Origin of the sequence: Malikia spinosa (genome assembly GCF_002980625.1) — a bacterium.
Taxonomy (GTDB): domain Bacteria; phylum Pseudomonadota; class Gammaproteobacteria; order Burkholderiales; family Burkholderiaceae_C; genus Malikia; species Malikia spinosa.
The window spans coordinates 1-18,809 of record NZ_PVLR01000002.1; the positions used below are offsets into that span (position 1 = coordinate 1).

Below are 18,809 nucleotides of genomic sequence, written 5' to 3' on the forward strand. Positions count from 1 at the left end.
CCCGCCGCGGCGGGTTTTTTCATGGCTGGAGCCGGGAGTCCGTCAGGCCTGCGCGGCCTTCTTGAGGATCACGTAGAGCTCGTCCTTGAGCGCGAGCTTTTCCTTCTTGAGGTTCTCGATTTCGACCTGGGTGCCGGGAGCGACATGCGACTCCATGTTCTTGATCTGCTGGTCAAGCTCGTTGTGCTTGTCGAACAGGCGCGAGAAATGGTGATCGCTGGTCTTGAGCTGGGTGATCAGTTCGCGGAATTCGGGAAACATGGGCGCTCTCCTGTAAAAGATGTCATTTTCACGCCTTTTTCCCGAATCCGCCTTGATCTAGTTCAAGAAACCCGCACGCAGTCGGCGAAATAGCGCTTCTTTCCGTCTTCGCCTTCCTCGACCACCAGGCCGTGGATATCGGTCTCGAAGCCCGGGCACTGGGCGTTGAACTCGCGCGAGAACTTCAGGTAGTCGACGATCTTCTGGTTGAAGACCTCGCCCGGGATCAGCAGCGGAATGCCGGGCGGGTAAGGCGTGACCAGGCCGACCGTGATCCGGCCGGCCAGGTCGTCGATCGCCACCCGGTCGGTGTTCTTGCGCGCGATCTGGGCAAAGGCATCAGTCGGCGTCATCGCCGGCTGCAGATCGCTCAGGTACATGTCGGTGGTCAGGCGCGCGATGTCGTACTTGGCATACATCTCGTGCACATACTGGCACAGGTCGCGCAGGCCCATCTTCTCGTAGCGGCGGTGCTTCTGGCAGAACTCGGGCAGGATGCGCCACATCGGCTGGTTGCGGTCGTAGTCGTCCTTGAACTGCTGCAGCGCGGTCAGCAGCGTGTTCCAGCGGCCCTTGGTGATGCCGATCGTGAACATCACGAAAAAGCTGTAGAGGCCGGTCTTCTCGACCACCACGCCATGCTCGGCCAGGAACTTGGTCACGATGCTGGCCGGGATGCCGGTGGTGGCGAAATCGCCATTCATGTTCAGGCCCGGCGTGACGATGGTGGCCTTGATCGGGTCGAGCAGGTTGAAGCCCGGCGCCATGTCGCCAAAGCCGTGCCAGGCCTCCTCGCCGTCGGCCGGCTGCACGCCCTCGCTGTCGGTGCGCTTGAGCACCCAGTCGCGGGCCTCGCCGATGCCTTCCTCGGCCAGCTCGTCCGGACCCCAGACCTGGAACCACCAATCGTCGGCGCCGAACTCATCGTCGACCTTGCGCATCGCGCGGCGGAAGTCGAGCGCCTCGGCAATGCTCTCCTCGACCAGCGCGGTGCCGCCCGGGGGCTCCATCATCGCCGCCGCCACGTCGCAGCTCGCGATGATGCTGTACTGAGGGCTGGTGCTGGTGTGCATCAGGTAGGACTCGTTGAACAGGTTGCGGTCGAGCTTGGTGTTCTGCGACTCCTGCACCAGCACATGGCTGGCCTGGCTGATGCCGGCCAGCAGCTTGTGGATCGACTGGGTCGAATAGACCATGGTGTCGAGCGGACGCGCGCGCTTGCGGCCCATGGCGTGGAACGAGCCATAGAAGGGGTGGAAGGCCGCGTGCGGCAGCCAGGCTTCGTCGAAGTGCAGGTTCTCGACATAGCCGTCGAGCATGCCCTTGATGGTCTCGGTGTTGTAGAGCACGCCGTCGTAGGTCGACTGGGTCAGCGTCAGGATGCGCGGCTTGACCGCCTCGGCGTCCACGCCCTTGAGCAGCGGGTTGGCGCGGATCTTGGCCTTGATCGCCTCGGGCTCGAACTCGCTTTGCTGGATCGGGCCGATGATGCCCCAGTGGTTGCGCGTCGGCTTCAGGAACACGGGGATGGCCCCGGTCATGATGATCGCGTGCAGGTTGGACTTGTGGCAGTTGCGGTCCACCACCACGATGTCGCCCGGCGCCACCGTGTGGTGCCAGACCATCTTGTTCGAGGTCGAAGTGCCGTTGGTGACAAAGAAGCAGTGGTCGGCGTTGAAGATGCGCGCCGCATTGCGCTCGCTCTCGCCAATCGCGCCGTTGTGGTCGAGCAGCTGGCCGAGTTCCTCGACCGCGTTGCAGACGTCGGCGCGCAACATGTTCTCGCCAAAGAACTGGTGGAACATCTGGCCCACCGGCGACTTCAGGAACGCCACGCCACCCGAGTGACCCGGGCAGTGCCAGGAGTAGGAACCGTCCTCGGCGTAATCGAGCAGCGCCTTGAAGAACGGCGGCTGGATGCCCTCGAGGTAGGACTTGGCCTCGCGGATGATGTGCTTGGACATGAACTCCGGCGTGTCCTCGTGCATGTGGATGAAGCCATGCAGTTCGCGCAGGATGTCGTTGGGCAGGTGACGGCTGGTCTTGGTCTCGCCGTAGATGTAGATCGGCACGTCAAGGTTCTTGCGCCGCACTTCCTGGATGAAGGCGCGCAGGTTGAGCACTGCCGGGTCGAGGTCGGGGCCGGGCGTGAACTCCTCGTCGTCGATCGACAGGATGAAGGCGCTGGCGCGGCTTTGCTGCTGGGCGAACTGGCTCAGGTCACCGTAGCTGGTCACGCCAAGCACCTCGAAGCCCTCGACCTCGATCGCCTGCGCCAGGGAACGGATGCTCAAGCCGGAGGCGTTCTCCGAACGGTAGTCTTCGTCAATAATGACAATGGGAAAGCGAAATTTCATGGGGCGTATAGAACGGATGGGCGCCAAATGGATAAGTGCACCGGTATCCGGTGGCACAGCTTGCCCGCGACGAGGCCCCGCCCCATCGCGTGATGGCGCCAAGTGTAAGGAAATTAGATGACAACCGATCAGTGCACGAGCCGTTTCTTCTCAAATTCAGCCGCGCCAGGCAGGTCGATTGGCCTGTGTCAGGACCCAATCGAAGTTCCGGCATGAGCGACTCGACCGTCTGGTGGCTGCTGACCGCCGCCGCCGTGGCACTGGAGCTGCTGAACGGCTCCTTCTACCTGCTGATGCTCGGCATCGGACTGGCAGCCGCTGCGCTGGCCGCGCACCTGGGCGCCGGACTGGCGCTGCAGCTGACGGTCGCTGCGCTGGTCGGCGGCGGCGCGGTGCTGTTCTGGAGCCAGCGGATGCGCCAGCGCTCGGGCCCGACCGACAGCGCCGCCAACGCCGACCTCAACCTCGACATCGGCCAGCTGGTGCAGGTCGAGCACTGGAACGCCGACGGCAGCGCCAGCGTCAGGCACCGCGGCGCCGAATGGACGGCCGAACTCGACGACGCCGCTGCGGCTGCAAATGCCATCAACGCCGCCCAGCCGGCCCCCGGCCGCTACCGCATCGTGGCCGTGCGCGGCAGCCACCTGATCCTGCAAGCCCATTCCCACTAGAAAGCCCGCCATGGAAATCGCCTTTGCCCTGTTCGTCCTCGCCGTCATCTTCACGATCAAGTCGATCAAGATCGTTCCGCAGCAGAATGCCTGGGTCAAGGAGCGCCTGGGCAAGTACGCCGGCACGCTGGCACCAGGTCTGAACTTCGTGCTGCCCTTCATCGACGAGGTGACCTACAAGCACAGCCTGAAGGAAATCCCGCTCGACGTGCCGAGCCAGGTCTGCATCACGCGCGACAACACCCAGCTGCAGGTCGACGGCATCCTGTATTTCCAGGTCACCGACCCGATGCGCGCGAGCTACGGCAGTTCCAACTACGTGACCGCCATCACCCAGCTGGCCCAGACCACGCTGCGCAGCGTGATCGGCAAGCTCGAACTCGACAAGACCTTCGAGGAGCGCGCGATCATCAATGCCCAGGTGGTGTCCGCGATCGACGAGGCAGCACTCAACTGGGGCGTCAAAGTGCTGCGCTACGAGATCAAGGACCTGACACCGCCAGCCGAGATCCTGCACGCGATGCAGGCCCAGATCACCGCCGAGCGCGAGAAACGCGCGCTGATTGCCGCGTCGGAAGGCCGCCAGCAGGAGCAGATCAACATCGCCACCGGCGAGCGCCAGGCCTCGATCGCGCGCTCGGAAGGCGACAAGCAGGCCGCCATCAACAAGGCCGAGGGCGAGGCAGCGGCGATCCTGATGGTGGCAAATGCCTCGGCCCAGGCGCTCGAGCGCATCGCGGCCGCGCTGCAGGCGCCAGGCGGCGAGCAGGCGGTGCAGCTCAAGGTGGCCGAGCAGGCCGTGGCGGCCTACAGCCGGGTCGCGGCTGACGCCACCACCACGCTGGTGGTGCCGGGCAACATGAACGAGGTCGCCGGCCTGGTGGCATCGGCCATGCAGCTGATCAAGTCGAGCAAAGGTTGAAAAAATTTGATCGGCCTTGAAAAGAGCCGGAATTTCTGTCTACAATACGAGTCTTCACGGAGAGGTGGATGAGCGGTTTAAGTCGCACGCCTGGAAAGCGTGTGTGGGTTTATCCCCACCGCGGGTTCGAATCCCGCCCTCTCCGCCATGAACAGCAAACGGTAAGCCAACTTACCGCACAAAACCCCACTAAAACTGATGAAAATCAGGCCCTTAGTGGGGTTTTTTGTTGCCCAAAGCCCAACGAACCCCACATGATCACACCGTTCACCACGGGCAGTCTGTAGGTAGGGATGTAGGTACCGCCACAGCTGCCGCCAAGCGATACCTACACCGGACCCGCCACCATGGCCACCAACACCCTGACCGACTCCCAGTGCCGCGGCTTCAAGCCCGGCGACAAGGGCTACAAGAAGTTCGACGGCGAAGGCCTGTACCTCTGGATCACGCCAGGAGGCTCCAAGCTCTGGCGCCAGGCCTACCGCTGGGAGGGCAAGGAGCAGACCATTTCCTGGGGCCCCTACCCGCAGGTCAGCCTGGCCGAGGCCCGCGCCAAGCGCGACCAGGCCAAGCGGCAGCTGCGCGACGGCATCAACCCGATGGCTGCGGCCGCGGCACCCAAGCCGGCGGCGCTCACCTTCTCGAAATGCGCCGAGCTGTACTGGGCCGGCCGCAAGGACTGCACGCCCAAGTACATCGACAACGCCACCCGGGCGCTCGATACCTACCTGGTGCCCGCGCTGGGCCAGCGACCGATCGACGGCATCACCCGCAACGACCTGCTGGCCGAGCTGCGCCAGGTGGACGACGCCGGCAAGCACGTCTACGTGCGCAAGATCCGCCTGTGGGCCGACGCGGTCTTCGAGTGGGCCCGCGCCAACGGCCACTGCGATCACAACCCGGCCGCCGAGATCGACCCGAAGAAGGCCTTCGCTGTGGCCAAGGTCGAGCACTTTGCCGCGCTCGAGCCCAACGAGATGCCTCAGCTGTTCGAGCGGCTGTCCTTCGAGAGCCCACAGCAGCAGAGCGTGCTGGCCCTGCGTATGCTGGCCTACACCTGGGTGCGCACCACCGAGCTGCGCCAGATGCGCTGGCACGAGATCGAGGGCGACACCTGGCGCATCCCGGCCGGCAAGATGAAGCGGTCGCGCGACCATGTGATCCCGCTGAGCCGCCAGGCGCTCGAGCTGATCGAGGTCATGCGTCAGCGCGCGCGCGGCAGCGACTACGTGTTCCGAGGCGAGAGCCGCAACGACACGCCGATCTCGGAGAACGCCATCCTCTACCTGCTGTACCGCATCGGCTTTAAGGGCCGTATGACTGGGCACGGCTTCCGATCGGTCGCGTCGACCTGGGCCAACGAGGCCGGCTACGAGCCCGACCACATCGAGCTCCAGCTCGCGCACAGCGAGGAGAACAAGACCCGCAGCGCCTACAACCGGGCCCGCTACCTCAAGCAGCGGCGCCAGATGCTGCAGGACTGGGCCGACTGGCTGGACGCCTGCGCCAAGCCGGCCGAGTGAGTGCGCTTAGCCAGCCCGCCTGGAAACGAATACTCCCCCCAGTGTTTACGGACGCAAACCCCCGCAAACTTGCACGTTTTTTAGGCAAAACGGCCAAAAACACGCCGCCGCCAAAATCCCAGGGAGGGGTCGGGAAAAACCTAACCGGCATTACTGATACTTAAAAACACCGAAAAATCCATGCAAAACAAGCACTTACAGAATAAGTAAAGTCTAACAATTTCCTAACCAAAACCTAACCAAGTTAGAAAAGGAAAGTCTAACAATGGGTCATGAGTCACCCTATAAAAATCAAGAACTTACGGCTTGGTTAGGTTTCTGGTTAGGCGTTGTAAGGCCTCTTTCTAACCAAGATTTACAGTGTTGGATCAATGGCTTACGGGCGTTTTTCGGGCTTTTTTTTCTTGGTTAGGTTTTTCCCGACCCCTCCCCGGAAAAGTTGGGGAAAACCACCCGAAAGCGGTCGGAACAGGGGTGGGGGTATGTCTGGCCGGTCATGGTCACCAGGAAGGCCAGCCTGCAGGCCGACAAATCCCGTCGAATCCCGACGCCGCCAGGGCCCCGGAAAGCCCCCTCCCCCGCAGGGAAGCCGGGGGTCCGACCGGGCCGACACTCGAGGCCGATTTAGCGCGGGGGCGCGGCGGGGTCTCGACTGCGCGCTGGCCCTCCCAGGTCGGCACCGGACGCACCGCACGTGGCATCTGGGCACGACCAGGGCGTACCCGGTGCCTCGACCGGCTCGATAGGGACTTGAGGCATGAAGTCCGTGGCCTTCTGACAATGCATCATGGTGTTACACTGCATTACACATTGCAAATAAACAACTGATCGAGGTCAGTCGGACTGCCGTGAACCGCCTGTAGGCGGTTTTTTCACGCCTGTCATCCAAGGAGGAAGACACACCGATGCACAACCAAGGGAAAAGAAGATGAAGCGGATGACGACTGTGCTGTTGGCAGCCTTCGTACTCGGGGTCACGTCACCAGTGGTCTTGGCCAAGGGCGGCAAGAGGGGTGGAAGCGGCAAGCGCAGCCACACCAGCCACGCCTCATCCGGGAGCTACAGCAGCGGCTCCCAGGCCAGCGACGGCACCTGTTACACCGGACCGCGCGGCGGCCGCTACACGATCACCCCAAGCGGGCGCAAGAAGTACGGGTGCTGAAGTGCACCACGGCTAAGTCCGGCCCCGGGCCGGCTACTGCCCTGGGCGGCTCATCTGCAGTTGTGGGCATTGGCCATCGGCTGCGTCGCGTCGCAGCTCACCGCGCGCAGCAAAGCGATGCGGATAGTGGGAAAAGCTGGTACGCCTGAAGCCTGAGCACCCATCCACCGTATTACCTCCAGAATTTTTTGACACAGAACAGAGAAAAGCATGACAGCTCCGATAGAGGCGGTATTGAGTCAAGCGCAGCGCGACAGCATGCAGATGGAAAGCTTCATCTTCCACATCATCGAACCCGATGAGGCTGAGCAGCAGCAGGTTCTATTCCTGGATGAAGTGCAACTGCAAAATAGGCAGAAGGAGTTCTTCTTGGCTCGGTTGCGTGAAGTACTGGCAGGCACCCAGTACGTGTTCAAGCCGGATTCTGTGCATCTCAAAGAAAAATGCGAGCAACTGGTGGCCGCACCAGAGGACTTCAACCAGTTGTCACGTCAAATTACCAGCGACTTTGCCGATCGCCATGGAATTCAGATGTCCGGCGGTGTTTTTGTTGTCTCGACCGTGCGTTATCTCGCTGCTGCAAATGAGTGGAAAAAGCTGGTTCTCTTGGTCAAGATGGACAAGAGCGCATCGTTTTCCTACTCTCGCACCGAGGTGAATGGACGATGGGTCGCCGTTGTGAATGAAAACCCAAACTCTTTGAGTGAAAGTAAGGCTGCAATTCAAAAGAGCGCCGTGATAGATGCCCAGGGACACTTTGCCTGGGACGTTTTGGCATATGACCGTGTCAAGGCGCCGCGCCTGGGTGATTACTACAAAGCGTTTCTTGGGGTGGAGGAGCGGCAACAGGACTCTGTGCTGACACGCAACGCGCACAGCACCGTAAGGAAGTGGGCGAAGCAGTTGTCGGCCGAGTTGATTCCGCCTGACGAGGATGCCCACACCTACACTGGGCGAGCCCTCAACTACCTGCGCGATCACACGTCCTTTGATACTGCAGCCTTCATTGATGCCGTCGTCCGCGATGAGAACGTCGAGCGGAAGCAGGCGCTACAGTCGCAGTTGCAGGATGCGCTGGTAGCTGCAGGCGTCGCTGGGCAAACATTCTCACCCCAACCCAACTCGCTACCGAGCAGGGAACGAAAGCAGAAGTATCAAACGGCGGAAGGTGTCACAATCACGTTCGAGGGTGACAAGGATGTGGCAGGTCTGCGCATTGAGCACCTTGCGAACGGTGGAAGCCGCATCATCATCCAGACCAGCAAACTAGACCTTCAGTAGCTCCGGCCATGTCGAACCTCCTCGCCTTGCTTGACCAAGTGCAGTCGCTTTGCGCGACGGCCAGTCATACCCTGGAAGAGAGCTTCCGCTTTCGGGTCGAAGGCGACAGCCTGAACGCGGAACAGGTCAAGGCGATAGAGTCTATCTTCACGTCGTGCGCGGAGCTGAAAGTCAGTGCTCCGACCTTGATGCTCGACGGCGATTCAGCCGACGTCTCGGAGTTGACTTTCAATCAAGGGGAGAACTGGCGTCTGATCATCAGCAAGACTGGCTTGGCCAGTCAGCTCAAGATGCGTCCTGACGAGCAGACCTGCTTGTTTTTTTCGGTCGAAGGGTTCGATGTATGGTCTCAGCAGCTCACGCCCTTTCATCCTCAATCGGAACTCGATCCTGATTTCAGTCGCCCACTGACAGTGCGGGTTCACGGTCTCCGCCAGGGCTTTGGTGGCCCATCCCTGTGGGTTCTTCCGGTAGACACCCCAGACCCCCTGTTGCCTCCCGTATCAAGCCTGCCGGATGACGAGGCTGTCCACAAGCTCGTTCATCTGATCAGTCCGGACCAGACATTGCGGGTCAGCCCACGTAGCTGGGCATTGAACTGGGGCGACTTGAACAGCACCCATGCGCGCGAATGGCTGCGACTCAGCTGCCTGGTACTGGGCGCGTGCCTCGTGAGCGAGCTCAAAAGCTCCAATGCTGCGCTCTGGGTAACGATCCGTGGCGCCAAGAGCCATACCGTGGGGCTGTGGAAGAGCCATGCCGATTTGCAATGGAAGACCCTGCAAGACTCCTTGATGGTTGCCGTGGAGTGGATCTACGCCGAGCGATCGGAAACACGGCTGAAACTGTTGATGGATCGGCTTTCGATCGACATCGACCCTGCCGAGTGCTGGCTGTCCAGCCTGCATCGACACCTGCGGTCCGCACTTAAGCAGTCCCAGGACAGCTATGCCTTTGTCATCCTTGACCGCAAGGACGCCTATTTCAAGGAAATGCGCGAGGTGATGAAGGACATGAAGTCGCAGGCGGACCTGTACGCCGCTAAGGTTCGGGAGCTCGTAAGCTCACTGACTCGTGACATCCTCGGCGTACTGGTATTTGCAGGCTTCTCGTTCATCGGCAAATTCGATCAGCGAAATTTGCGGGAGCTGCTGGGCAGTGGCGAGCTGTCACTGCTGCTGAAATTTCTGGCCGGTTACTTGTTTTTGTCTTGTGTTCTCCAGTTGGCAGCGCATTGGCGTGATGCCGCTCTTGCATTCGACGAAAGCAATCGATGGCTGGGCATATTGCGTAACTACACATCGCGGTCAGACAGCGACGCGAAGTTCATTGAGCCACTGAGGAAGAGGCGGGATACGTTGTGTGTTGCGATGACAGTGAGTGCTTGCCTGTACTGTCTTCTTGTCCTGGTCGTCTGGAATCTTCCCTTCATCGTTCAGCTCCTACTTGCTCAATGAATCGCGACTGGGTTCTTCTGATCGGACCTGTCTTCAAAAACTGAACAGGTTTCGCTGATCTGACGGGTGGCCCTCGGCAAAGTTTCTGCTACAGACAAGCCAGCCAACCCCGACTCCGTTCCGCAACAGCCCAGACTCCGGGTACTAGCCCCACCAGCCGCCCCCGAGGCGGCTTTTTTACGTTTTCACGATACCGCTGGTCTCACCAGCTATTTTTGATGATCCGCGAGCGCCATCAAAAATGATATTTTTTTACAGGTTTCACTCACGCTCACCTGCACAAATTTAATTGTGTCAGCAATTGATTTACTCTTGCATTACGCCAAAGAATGCGCCTTTATGGAGTTTTTTAATATCACACAATCAACCAACTTTATTTCACTTAAATTTGAATTACTCTTCTTCTTGGATTTAATCTCTACAATTGTATAAAATCCAACATCATCAATGAATTGCTCTTTTGCAATATCGTAAACATCCACAACCAACTCTGGATGTTTATCCAACAATCCAAACAGCAATACAGTTGACTTTGGCGGTTGCGTCTTGCCGTTTTCGTACTCGGAAAACGCTGTAACGCCGCCACCGAATATGCGGCCCGCGTCAGCTTGACGCAGATGGAGTTTCTTGCGACTGGCTCGCAAGGCGGCGCCGCGCTGCTTGTTCAACTCGATGCGAAGTGCCTCGACGGCCGCGCTAAAGCGCTGGCCCTCGCCTGGGTCGAACTCGCACTCTCTGCAGGTCGGGCAATGCCAGCCCGAGACGGCCGGCACCGTCGACTCCAGTTTGCCGACCCTGGCGACGAGGTCTTGCTTGCCGTGGACCAGCAGGGTGCCGTCGTCGCACTGCAAACAGAATTTCTGTTCTGACATTTCACTTCTCCTTGAACTGGATGACGACCGTTCCATCGCGCAGGGTGAGCTTGATGTACGCCGTCTTTCCGTTGTGGCATGGCGCGTGGTACACGTCTTGCCAGACTCGGTGGTCTGCATTGGTGGTCATGCTCTTGTAAAACATGGACCGATTCAGGCTCAGTACGACCTGTACGGCCTCACCAGGCGACAGATCCATTTCTGCAAAGCCAAGCTGGGCCGTACGAGTAAACGCTGAGATGCCTTGAGCGGCCACGCAGGCCATGATGTCGTTCAGCGCGTAGTGAGGCTTGCTCTTTTCTGTCATAGCTAGCCCTTATTGTTCTAGTTTTTGCAGGTTGCCAGGTTAAATCATGTGGATTCCACAACATTTTACCGCACAAGTCTAGCATTGTGTGACTCCGTGTTACACTGTGTACGCACCCTAAAGGGTGCACGGGGCGTCGCGGCTCCGGTTTCAGAAGGCGCAGCAGCCGCGCCCATCGTCATGGTTGCGGCTTCGTTTTTTCCCCAGTGCTGCGCGCACGGGCTCCGTTTATGGCGGGCCGTGCGGGGACACCCGAAAGGGTGTGCCGGTTCCTTCTGCCGGTCCGCGAACCCCGCACGTGCCTGCCACCCTTTCGTCGCGGAGGGGGTGACAGGTCTGTTAATCTGTTCAGAAGGAGCCATTCATGGCTGACACCCTCTCCGCCAAAACATAACCCCAAGTAGTTGATCTACTTGGGGTTTTTTGTCGTCCAAGATTCCTACTCACCTTTCAACCCACCTTAAAAACGGTGGTCGGACGTGCAGTCAGTCAGCCGGCAGCCAGTCAGCGTTTGTTCGCTGCATCGTGTCCTCGTCCCTCAGAGCTGGCGGTGCGTCCTGGTCCAGATGGACCTGGAATGCCTCCCAGCCCTGGTGGATGCGGACCATCAGGGCATCGTCACGCTGGATCTCGAGCAAGATGGACCTTGAAGATCCGGTGATGCAGTATGTAGTCGTGTAGCTCACCCCTGCACAGTCCGGCCGGCCACGATGAACTGGCCTCCGGCGACATGGTGCAGCGTGCGCAGGTCGTCGGGGGCCTCGTCGAAATGCCAGCGGCCCTGGCGAAACACCCGCTCGTCGGCCCAGGCCGCTTCCACCTGGCCGATGAACAGGTCATAGGTCTGCTGGTTATGCGGCTCGGGCAGCAGCCGGCAGACCAGCCAGCCCACGCAGCCCTGCACCAGCGGCAGCTCATGCCCGGGGGCGTTGAAGATCGGCACCCCGAGCCGTGTCAGCTTGCCAGGCATCTCCCTGGCGCTGTGGGTGCCGACCGCCACGGTCAGCTTGGCCTGGGCCACGCAGGGCAGCTGCAGCGCAAAGCGGCCACAGGCCTCGATCAGCTCGCGGGTACGGGTGGCCTTGTCCAGCACCACCGTCACCTTGGGCGCGTCGCCGTAGTCGAGCACGCCGGACCAAGCGGCGGCCATCACGTTGTCCACTCCGTCGTAACGGGCCGACACCAGCACCGTGGGGCCGTGGTTCATCAGGCGGTAGCACTTGTCCAGCGGGACGGGCGTGAAGTGTTCGGGCATGGTGGAAAGCGATGACATGGGCAAGACTTTAGCGCGGGTCACGCAGTGTCAGCGAGGAAAGAGTCCATGACCCGCGCACCGCTAGACGCTGGGCTGGGCCTGGAGCCGTTGGACTTGCTTGCGAACGCCCTCGATGATGGCCTCAGCCACGTCCTGAGGAAAGTCAACGGGCATCAGCCAGGTGACGGCGGCTATGGCCAGCTCCACCCTGTCGAGCAGTTCGCTGATGATGTCTTCGGCGTTCTCGCCCCAGCCGCACTTCGCAGCCGTGGCGTTGAAGTGGCGCCGCATGATGGTGGCCAGCGCATAGTGCCGGTTCTTGCTGCTGACCGCCATCGCGAGTTTTGCGTTGCGCCATGGGAGCTGGTTCTTTCCATTGCCGATGATGGGCCAAGCGGAAAGCACGTCGTACAAAGGGGTCAGCGAATAGGCACCGCCGGTGTGCAGGCGGATACTGAAGTTCTTCGCGTGTCCGTCCGTGGCAGCCAGCAGCCAGAAGGCGATATGGCTGGCCAGCAGCGTGCGCAGGTCGGCACGTGCGTTTTGGGAGCCGCTGAGCACCTGGGCAAGGCGCTCAACGCCGGGTCCGCCGTCGGCTTCGTATTTTTGGGCAGGGCCCACGCCCAGCGCCTGGCAGAAGTCTTCCTGAGGCAGGCGAAGAATCCTGGTGCCCGAGGAGTGCCTCCTGCGGTCGAAGCGCTCGACCACCAGCACCGGCGTGTGGTCGGCAAAGGTCACGATGTCAACTTTCGCCACTTCGAAGCCCAGCGCTTCCATGAACTTCAGGCACAGCCACTCGTTCCAGACAGAAGTGCGCATGTCCGCCTGCATGTTGCCTACCAGGCCCAAGGGCAGCTTGATGATGTGCGTGGTGGGTGTGGCGCCCAGCGGTCGCAGCCACTTGTCGCCGTGGCGCAGCAAGGCGGTCTTTTCCTGGGCACCTGCAATCGAGATGCGGAAATCCCGGTCCTGGTCCTGATGGGCGAACAGGCCACTCGAAACGGTAGAACGCAGCAAGGCCGCCACGGCTTCATCGTTCAGGACTTCACCTTCAATGCGGTCGAAGCCGGTCGGTTGTTCATCGACGGGAAGGAGCTGCACAGCACCGACGCAATCGCGACCGATGGCAGCCAGCAGGTCGAAAGTATCTTCCGAGCCCGAGGCATAGCGTTGCGCCAGGCGCCTGCGGATGGCCCCGCTGTCAGGCAGCAAGTTGGCAAAGAAGTGTTCGACACGGTCACCCCGAAGGGGCTCGTTACCCACCAGGGGAAGCGGCAGGGACAAGGAGAGCGGCCGGGCAGAGGGCGAGGCCAGCCAGCTATCTTCGTAGCGCAGTTCCATGGGGCGTCGAGTGGCCGGTGTCCAGTGCCCCACCAGCTCGCCATTGGTCCAGACGGCCAGCGGCTGGGAACTGGAGCGACGGACCATGGCTTACCACTCCCCCGTCTGGGCGTCAGGTGTCTGTGGCGCCTGCTCGCGCGGCTGCACTGTCAGCTGCAGGCCCAACTGGGCACACAGGGCCAGGAGCTGGTCAACGCTCAAGGTCCCAGGTGCGCGCTCGAGCTCAGACACGCGCCGCTGGCTCAGCCCGAGGCGCTCGCCGAGCTGGGCCTGCGTTAGCCTGAGGCTTTTGCGCGCACCTTGCAGGATGACGCCCAACTGAGAGGCCATGACGAGAGGCTGGGTTCGATGGAGCATGATTTACCGCTTATTTCAGTAAATGCAATTTAGCGGAATTTATTCTAAAAGTCAAATAGCGGAATATCCAGTAATATGCCCTAGGATGGTAGCGCACCCACGTCATCAGGTGCTTGTCGCGCATCCATCTGGCCTGGTTGCTCAAAACACGCGCGACGCTGGGGCGGCAGCCGCAAGTGGGGCATCATCTGGCACACCCAGGGCGCAGGCAAGTCGATTGCGATGCTGGGTGCCGCCTCAGTGCTGCTCGTGGATCCGGATGCACGCATGCCGGTCACCCTGTAGCATCCTGTCCGGGGGAGATTTTGTATGCTCATCACGGTGGACATCGATGACGAGCTGTATGAGCGGGCACTGGAACTGACCGGCCAGGACATTGCCCCGGAACGGGAGACCTGCTTCGGGAGGCCTTGCAGACATTCGTGCAAGTGCAAGCCGCCAAGCGCCTGGCTGCACTCGGCGGAACGATGCCTGAAATGGACACAACCTCCTACGAACAGGACGTCAACGCTTGGGCCTGTGAGCAAGCACGCCGGATACGTACAGGCCGTTTCGACCAGCTGGATATCGGGCATCTTGCCGACGAGATCGAGGACGTGGGCAAAGGCGAGCTTCGTGAGCTGGCCAGATGCACGGCGGTACTACTCGAGCATCTCCTGAAGTGGGCGTACCTGCCTGCTCGCAGGAGCGCTGGCTGGAAAAAGATCATCCAGGCTCAGTGCAAAGAAATCCGCTACTTGCTCGGGGAGTCGCCCAGCCTGGCGCCCAAGATGCAGGAGCCGCTGTGGCTTGACATGGTCTGGACTCGCGCGGTGGCAAACGTAGTCACGGAAACCGGCCTGGACTGCTTTCCCGAAGACTGCCCTTGGGACCTCCAAGGCGAAGTGCTGTGTGGCACATGGCTGCCTGCTGAGTAGAGGTCTGCGCGCTCTGGAGACGCCCCACTTTGAATGTGGGCACCTGCTCAGACGCAAGCGGTAGCCCGGCAGGGCCTTGACCGCCGCCAGCATGGTGCGGAGGTCTGCAGCCAAAGCCAGTCGCATAAGATACAGGCCCGATGACTCTGTTCACCCCTCCTCTCATGGCCAAGGCGGTCAAGACCGTCGATAGCATGGACATGTCCGAGCGGATCAGGCTCGCCGACGAGATCCATGTCCAGCAGCCCCAGTTGCTGGCCTCCGTAGTGGTCCTGCACCGGATGGGCAGCAGTTACCCGCAGATCGAGGTCGCGCTGCACATCCTGCTGGTAAGCTACCAGGCGATGAAGCTCTCCGGGCATGCGTGGCCGATGATCTCCGAGGCAACCCAGGATGCCTGCCTGCGCCGGCTGACCGGCCAGATCATGCTCTCCGAAGGCTTGCCGGAGGCATTGCAGCAGCAGTCGGTGCATCTCTACATCGATGAGCATCCCGAGCCGGTCCTGCTCGCCTTTGCCCACGAGCATCTGCGCCAGAATGACCTGCTGGCCGTCAGGACCGATGCCGAGAAGTTCCTGATGCTGGCTGTGCTCAATCTGGTCGAGTGCATTGCCAGTGTTCGCGACCAGGCCAGGCCTTTGTCAGGCGCCCAAGCCTGAGACTCGGGTGCCCCCCAGTCCCATCGGCGTGTCGGCATCCCGCGCCTGACTCGACCTGGCCAACCAACGGATTCAGGTTGGACCTGTTCCCATCACCCCTACCCGATACCCCATCGCCCGATAGCCACGCTGGCGCTTGTCCCACATCCGCAGCAGCGCCGGATGGCCGGTATCGACGAAGTCGATGATCCGCACATCGGTCTTGCAGGCCTGCTCCCGGTGCAGGCGCCCGGCGTACTGCTGAAGCGTGCCTTTCCACGACACTGGCATCGCCAGCACCAGCGTGTCGAGTGGCGGATGGTCAAAGCCCTCGCCGACCAGCCTGCCTGTCGACAGTAGGATGCGAGGCGCATCGGGCGGCAGCGCGTCCAGGCTGGCCACCAGCGCGGATCGCTGCTTCCTGGACATTCGACCGTGCAGGACGAACAGGAGCGTAGCCAGACCGTCAAGTGCCGCCTGGATGGCATCGAGATGATCGGTGCGCTCGGTCAGGACGAGCACCTTTCGCCCCTGCTCGAACGCGTCACGCACCTCGGCCGCGATGGCCTGGGTCCGGTCCTGGTCCGTCGCGAGATGCCGGAACAGGTCCTGGATACCAGCGTCTGCGGGAACCTCTATGCGGGTGAACCGCGGACGGGGGACCACTTCCAGATCGTGGGGAGCGCCTGCCGGCTTTGCCGCCGTGTACCGGATCGGGCCGCACTGCATGAAGATGATGGGCTGCTGCCCATCACGACGCACGGGCGTGGCCGTCAGGCCGTGTACGTATTTCGCTTTCGTGCGTTTCAGGATGGCGTCGAAGGAGGCAGCCCCGACATGGTGGCACTCGTCCACGATCACCTGGCCATAGCGCTCGACCAGCGGATTGACCTCGCCCTGCCGAGAGACGGACTGCATCACGGCGATGTCGATCTTGCCGGTCGGTCTGGACTTGCCGCCACCGATGGTACCGACCACGCCCTTGCCGACGCCCAGGAAAGCCTGTAGGCGCTCCTGCCACTGTTTCAGCAACTCCGTGCGGTGCACGAGCACCAGGGTGATCACGCCCCGGCGCGCGATCATCGCGGCGGCGGTGACCGTCTTGCCAAAGGCCGTCGGCGCGCACAGCACCCCGGTGTCGTGATGCAGCATGGCCGAGACGGCAGCCTCCTGGTCGAGGCGCAAGGTGCCTGCAATGCTCACGTCGATGGGCTCGCCACCGAAGCGCTCGTCACGCAGGTCGCAGGCGATACCGTTGTCCCGTAGCAGTTCCAGCGCCGAATCGAGGCAGCCGCGTGGCAAGGCGATGTGCTGCGGGTAGTTCTCGGCGTTGCCGATGACGCGCGGCTTGTCCCAGACCGACATCCGCATCGCCTGGGCCTTGTAGAACTCCGGATTCTGGAAGGCAGCCAGTCGGATCAGCCGGTTGGCCAGTGACTGCGGCAGCTGGGCCTTCTCGAAGTAGACCAGATTGGCCAGCGTCACGGTCAGCGACTGGGGCATCGGCCCGGCCAGCTTCCTGGAGGTGGTACTTTCCCGCTTCCAGGGCGTGGCCAGGTCTTCATCGTCGATGAAGGTGACGTCCAGCGGATGGATACCGCCCGTGGCCCGCAGGATGGTCGGCTCGATGTCGTGCGCGGCCATGGTCTGCATGGATGCCAGGAAGGCCCACTGATCCGGATACGGGCGCAGCTCGGCATCAACGAAGACGCTGCAACCGTTTTCGCGCGGCCTCTTCTGCAGCGGCAAGGCGATCAGGTTGCCGAAGCCGCCCTTGGGCATCGTGTCCTGGTTCGGGAACAGTCGGTCGTAGGATTCCAGCTTGAGTTGCCGGGTGCGCGAGCAGGTATGGCTGATGATGGCGGTACCCAGGCGGCGGGCCTCGCGGGCGGGAATCTGGCTGGCGAAGAACACCCAGGCATGCGCGCCTTGGCCGGAGCGAGAGATCTCCAGCGCGGCCGGCACGCCCAGTTCTGCGCAGGACTGCATGAAGGCCCGGGCATCCTCACGCCAATCGGCCTCGTCGAAGTCGACGGCCAGGAAGCAGCAGCTTTCGTCTTCCAGCAGCGGATACACCCCGACGGTGTGCTGGCCGGCCAGATGGTCGTAGATCACCGTATCGGAGAGCGGAATCAGCAGGCGGTTTGCGCAGTCACCGCACTTGACGCGAGGCTTCTCGCACACCCCGGCGAGCCATTCGTTGGCACAGGCCGGGGCGTAGCCCGACTTGCCTGAGGCCTTGCTCTCCCAGCGGACCGGATAGACATCGGTGCGCCCGCGGAACAGCCGGCGGAACAGAGCCACCTTCTCGGCGGTCGTCAGCCGCGATGACTCCGGCTCTCGCACCACGACAGGGGACGGCTGCGGCAGCCGCCAGTCGATGCCGTGGGCGTCCAGCAGTGCTGTCAGGCGGGCGTTCTCAGCCTGCAGGGCGGCAATGACTAACTGGTTCTGCCGGGTCGCTTCATGGTGACTGCACATGTCACCATCCTAGCAAGCCCGGACTGCCCGTTTCTTGAGCACCACATGAAAAATCAATGACAACAATGGCTTGCCCTTGGGCCAGAGGGCTTGTCCACAGCTTTGGGCACGGATGATGGGGATTACCCTGGATGACGGCAGCGCCGTTCACCCCGACGAGTGCTGATCGCAACGACTGCGGCACACTGAACTCTACCCCTACTCTACCCCTACACGGACTCTGGCAGCGGTTTCAAATCGATGCGGCTGCAGCACGAGGGGGCAGGGCCAGCCCTTGCCCGTTTCAGTTTTGAGTCTGCCCTTCGCCCCGAATCATAATGAGAGGCATTTTGAAGCCGCCGAGCGGACGCACCGCATGCGGAACACCGGCGGGCATGAGCAGGGAATCGCCTTCGCCAACGGTATGGACGACGCCGCCGATCGGGATCTCGGCGCGGCCTTCGACGCCGATGACCAGGGCATCGAACGGCGCTGTATGCTCGCTCAGTCCCTCGTTGCCGTCAAAGGCAAACAAGGTCACATTGCCAGCGGGATTCTTGACCAGCATGCGGCTGACGACGGCCTGCTCCTGGTACTGAAGCATCGCCTTGAGCTTGTGCACTTCGGTCTTGGTGTTTCCGTTGCTCATGTCAGTTTCCTGGGCAAGAAGGGTGGAGAAAGGCTCGGGCCGCCATCGTCAGTTGGACAGCAGGCTGATGTTTTCAAGCGCACTGCCTGGTTTCGATGCGGCTGAGGTCGATGTCGGCCAGCAGCCAGACTCCACCGTCCTGATAGGCCGCATCGTTCACCAGGCGTTCAAGCGGGGTGGGCGAAGGCACCGTTTCACACTCACCGTGGAAATGGGCCTCGACAGCTTCCTGAATGGCAGCAGGCAAGTCAGACCATTCATCTGCCGCCGAGAAGCAGCCGGGAAAGTCTGGAAAATTCACGCCGCGGGCTTCGCGCTCATTGCCCACATGCACATAGACGGGGTACAGCATCGCGAATCCTGGAAACAGCCTGCTTGC

General features: G+C 61.5%; 20 protein-coding genes and 1 tRNA gene. 10 read left to right on the forward strand and 11 right to left on the reverse strand.

The genetic code is table 11. From position 1 onward, the window contains the following. Positions 1 to 42: 42 nt before the first annotated feature. Together C6P61_RS00495 and C6P61_RS00500 are read right to left on the reverse strand one after the other, a co-directional pair. Positions 43 to 261 (reverse strand): HP1242/YdcH family protein, encoded by a 219-nt coding sequence (locus C6P61_RS00495; RefSeq protein ID WP_105727967.1) that lies wholly within the window; start codon positions 259 to 261, stop codon positions 43 to 45. A gap of 62 nt (positions 262 to 323) precedes the next feature. Then, a complete protein-coding gene (locus tag C6P61_RS00500) occupies positions 324 to 2,618 on the reverse strand; it encodes an arginine/lysine/ornithine decarboxylase (RefSeq protein ID WP_105727968.1) in 2,295 nt (764 codons plus the stop codon). Positions 2,619 to 2,830: 212 nt separating this feature from the next. Here C6P61_RS00500 and C6P61_RS00505 point away from each other — a divergent pair, with 212 nt between their 5' ends. From C6P61_RS00505 to C6P61_RS00530, 7 genes are all read left to right on the forward strand, one after another. Beyond that, entirely contained in the window at positions 2,831 to 3,289 is a 459-nt protein-coding gene (locus C6P61_RS00505; RefSeq protein WP_105727969.1) for an NfeD family protein, read from the forward strand. A 10-nt stretch (positions 3,290 to 3,299) separates the two neighbouring features. Further along, positions 3,300 to 4,211: an SPFH domain-containing protein gene (locus tag C6P61_RS00510; RefSeq protein WP_105727970.1), complete on the forward strand. Its 912-nt coding sequence runs from the start codon at positions 3,300 to 3,302 to the stop codon at positions 4,209 to 4,211. 58 nt (positions 4,212 to 4,269) lie between these two features. Further along, positions 4,270 to 4,359 (forward strand) — tRNA-Ser (locus C6P61_RS00515). Between the two features lie 199 nt (positions 4,360 to 4,558). Next, entirely contained in the window at positions 4,559 to 5,734 is a 1,176-nt protein-coding gene (locus C6P61_RS00520; RefSeq protein WP_105727971.1) for a tyrosine-type recombinase/integrase, read from the forward strand. 928 nt (positions 5,735 to 6,662) lie between these two features. Next, positions 6,663 to 6,896: a hypothetical protein gene (locus C6P61_RS17555; protein WP_146114943.1), complete on the forward strand. Its 234-nt coding sequence runs from the start codon at positions 6,663 to 6,665 to the stop codon at positions 6,894 to 6,896. Positions 6,897 to 7,106: 210 nt separating this feature from the next. Next, positions 7,107 to 8,177 carry a nucleoid-associated protein gene (locus C6P61_RS00525; protein WP_105727972.1) on the forward strand — a complete coding sequence of 357 codons (1,071 nt, stop codon included), beginning with the start codon at positions 7,107 to 7,109 and terminating at the stop codon, positions 8,175 to 8,177. An 8-nt stretch (positions 8,178 to 8,185) separates the two neighbouring features. Beyond that, positions 8,186 to 9,634, forward strand: a complete 1,449-nt coding sequence (locus C6P61_RS00530) for a hypothetical protein (protein ID WP_105727973.1) — start codon at positions 8,186 to 8,188, stop codon at positions 9,632 to 9,634. Between the two features lie 317 nt (positions 9,635 to 9,951). Here C6P61_RS00530 and C6P61_RS00535 read toward each other — a convergent pair whose 3' ends face one another. The 6 genes from C6P61_RS00535 to C6P61_RS00555 all read right to left on the reverse strand — a co-directional run bounded on the left by C6P61_RS00535 (position 9,952) and on the right by C6P61_RS00555 (position 13,766). Further along, positions 9,952 to 10,506 carry a type II toxin-antitoxin system MqsA family antitoxin gene (locus C6P61_RS00535; RefSeq protein WP_105727974.1) on the reverse strand — a complete coding sequence of 185 codons (555 nt, stop codon included), beginning with the start codon at positions 10,504 to 10,506 and terminating at the stop codon, positions 9,952 to 9,954. Position 10,507: 1 nt separating this feature from the next. Continuing rightward, a complete protein-coding gene (locus C6P61_RS00540) occupies positions 10,508 to 10,813 on the reverse strand; it encodes a type II toxin-antitoxin system MqsR family toxin (RefSeq protein ID WP_105727975.1) in 306 nt (101 codons plus the stop codon). Positions 10,814 to 11,298: 485 nt separating this feature from the next. Further along, positions 11,299 to 11,451, reverse strand: coding sequence for a hypothetical protein (locus tag C6P61_RS17860; RefSeq protein WP_170067299.1), 153 nt, complete (start codon positions 11,449 to 11,451; stop codon positions 11,299 to 11,301). A gap of 44 nt (positions 11,452 to 11,495) precedes the next feature. Continuing rightward, positions 11,496 to 12,068: a flavin reductase family protein gene (locus tag C6P61_RS00545; RefSeq protein WP_105727976.1), complete on the reverse strand. Its 573-nt coding sequence runs from the start codon at positions 12,066 to 12,068 to the stop codon at positions 11,496 to 11,498. An 81-nt stretch (positions 12,069 to 12,149) separates the two neighbouring features. Then, complete coding sequence (locus tag C6P61_RS00550; protein WP_105727977.1) at positions 12,150 to 13,496, reverse strand: type II toxin-antitoxin system HipA family toxin; 1,347 nt, start codon at positions 13,494 to 13,496, stop codon at positions 12,150 to 12,152. Positions 13,497 to 13,499: 3 nt separating this feature from the next. Further along, positions 13,500 to 13,766, reverse strand: a complete 267-nt coding sequence (locus C6P61_RS00555) for a helix-turn-helix domain-containing protein (RefSeq protein ID WP_105727978.1) — start codon at positions 13,764 to 13,766, stop codon at positions 13,500 to 13,502. A gap of 126 nt (positions 13,767 to 13,892) precedes the next feature. On the opposite strand from C6P61_RS00555, the gene C6P61_RS18325 reads away from it, so the two are divergent. The 3 genes from C6P61_RS18325 to C6P61_RS00570 all read left to right on the forward strand — a co-directional run bounded on the left by C6P61_RS18325 (position 13,893) and on the right by C6P61_RS00570 (position 15,342). Further along, entirely contained in the window at positions 13,893 to 14,051 is a 159-nt protein-coding gene (locus C6P61_RS18325; protein WP_170067301.1) for a hypothetical protein, read from the forward strand. A gap of 137 nt (positions 14,052 to 14,188) precedes the next feature. Beyond that, on the forward strand, positions 14,189 to 14,683 hold the full coding sequence (locus C6P61_RS00565) for a DUF29 domain-containing protein (RefSeq protein ID WP_342352602.1): 495 nt from the start codon (positions 14,189 to 14,191) through the stop codon (positions 14,681 to 14,683). Between the two features lie 164 nt (positions 14,684 to 14,847). Further along, a complete protein-coding gene (locus C6P61_RS00570; RefSeq protein ID WP_244908702.1) occupies positions 14,848 to 15,342 on the forward strand; it encodes a hypothetical protein in 495 nt (164 codons plus the stop codon). 72 nt (positions 15,343 to 15,414) lie between these two features. On the opposite strand, the gene C6P61_RS00575 is transcribed toward C6P61_RS00570, so the two are convergent. From C6P61_RS00575 to C6P61_RS00585, 3 genes are all read right to left on the reverse strand, one after another. After that, positions 15,415 to 17,802: a TOTE conflict system archaeo-eukaryotic primase domain-containing protein gene (locus C6P61_RS00575; RefSeq protein ID WP_105727981.1), complete on the reverse strand. Its 2,388-nt coding sequence runs from the start codon at positions 17,800 to 17,802 to the stop codon at positions 15,415 to 15,417. A gap of 283 nt (positions 17,803 to 18,085) precedes the next feature. Beyond that, positions 18,086 to 18,430 carry a cupin domain-containing protein gene (locus tag C6P61_RS00580; RefSeq protein WP_105727982.1) on the reverse strand — a complete coding sequence of 115 codons (345 nt, stop codon included), beginning with the start codon at positions 18,428 to 18,430 and terminating at the stop codon, positions 18,086 to 18,088. Positions 18,431 to 18,503: 73 nt separating this feature from the next. Next, the gene (locus C6P61_RS00585; RefSeq protein WP_105727995.1) at positions 18,504 to 18,782 is read right to left on the reverse strand and encodes a type II toxin-antitoxin system HicB family antitoxin; all 279 of its coding nucleotides are present in this window, start codon (positions 18,780 to 18,782) and stop codon (positions 18,504 to 18,506) included. Positions 18,783 to 18,809: the final 27 nt, after the last annotated feature.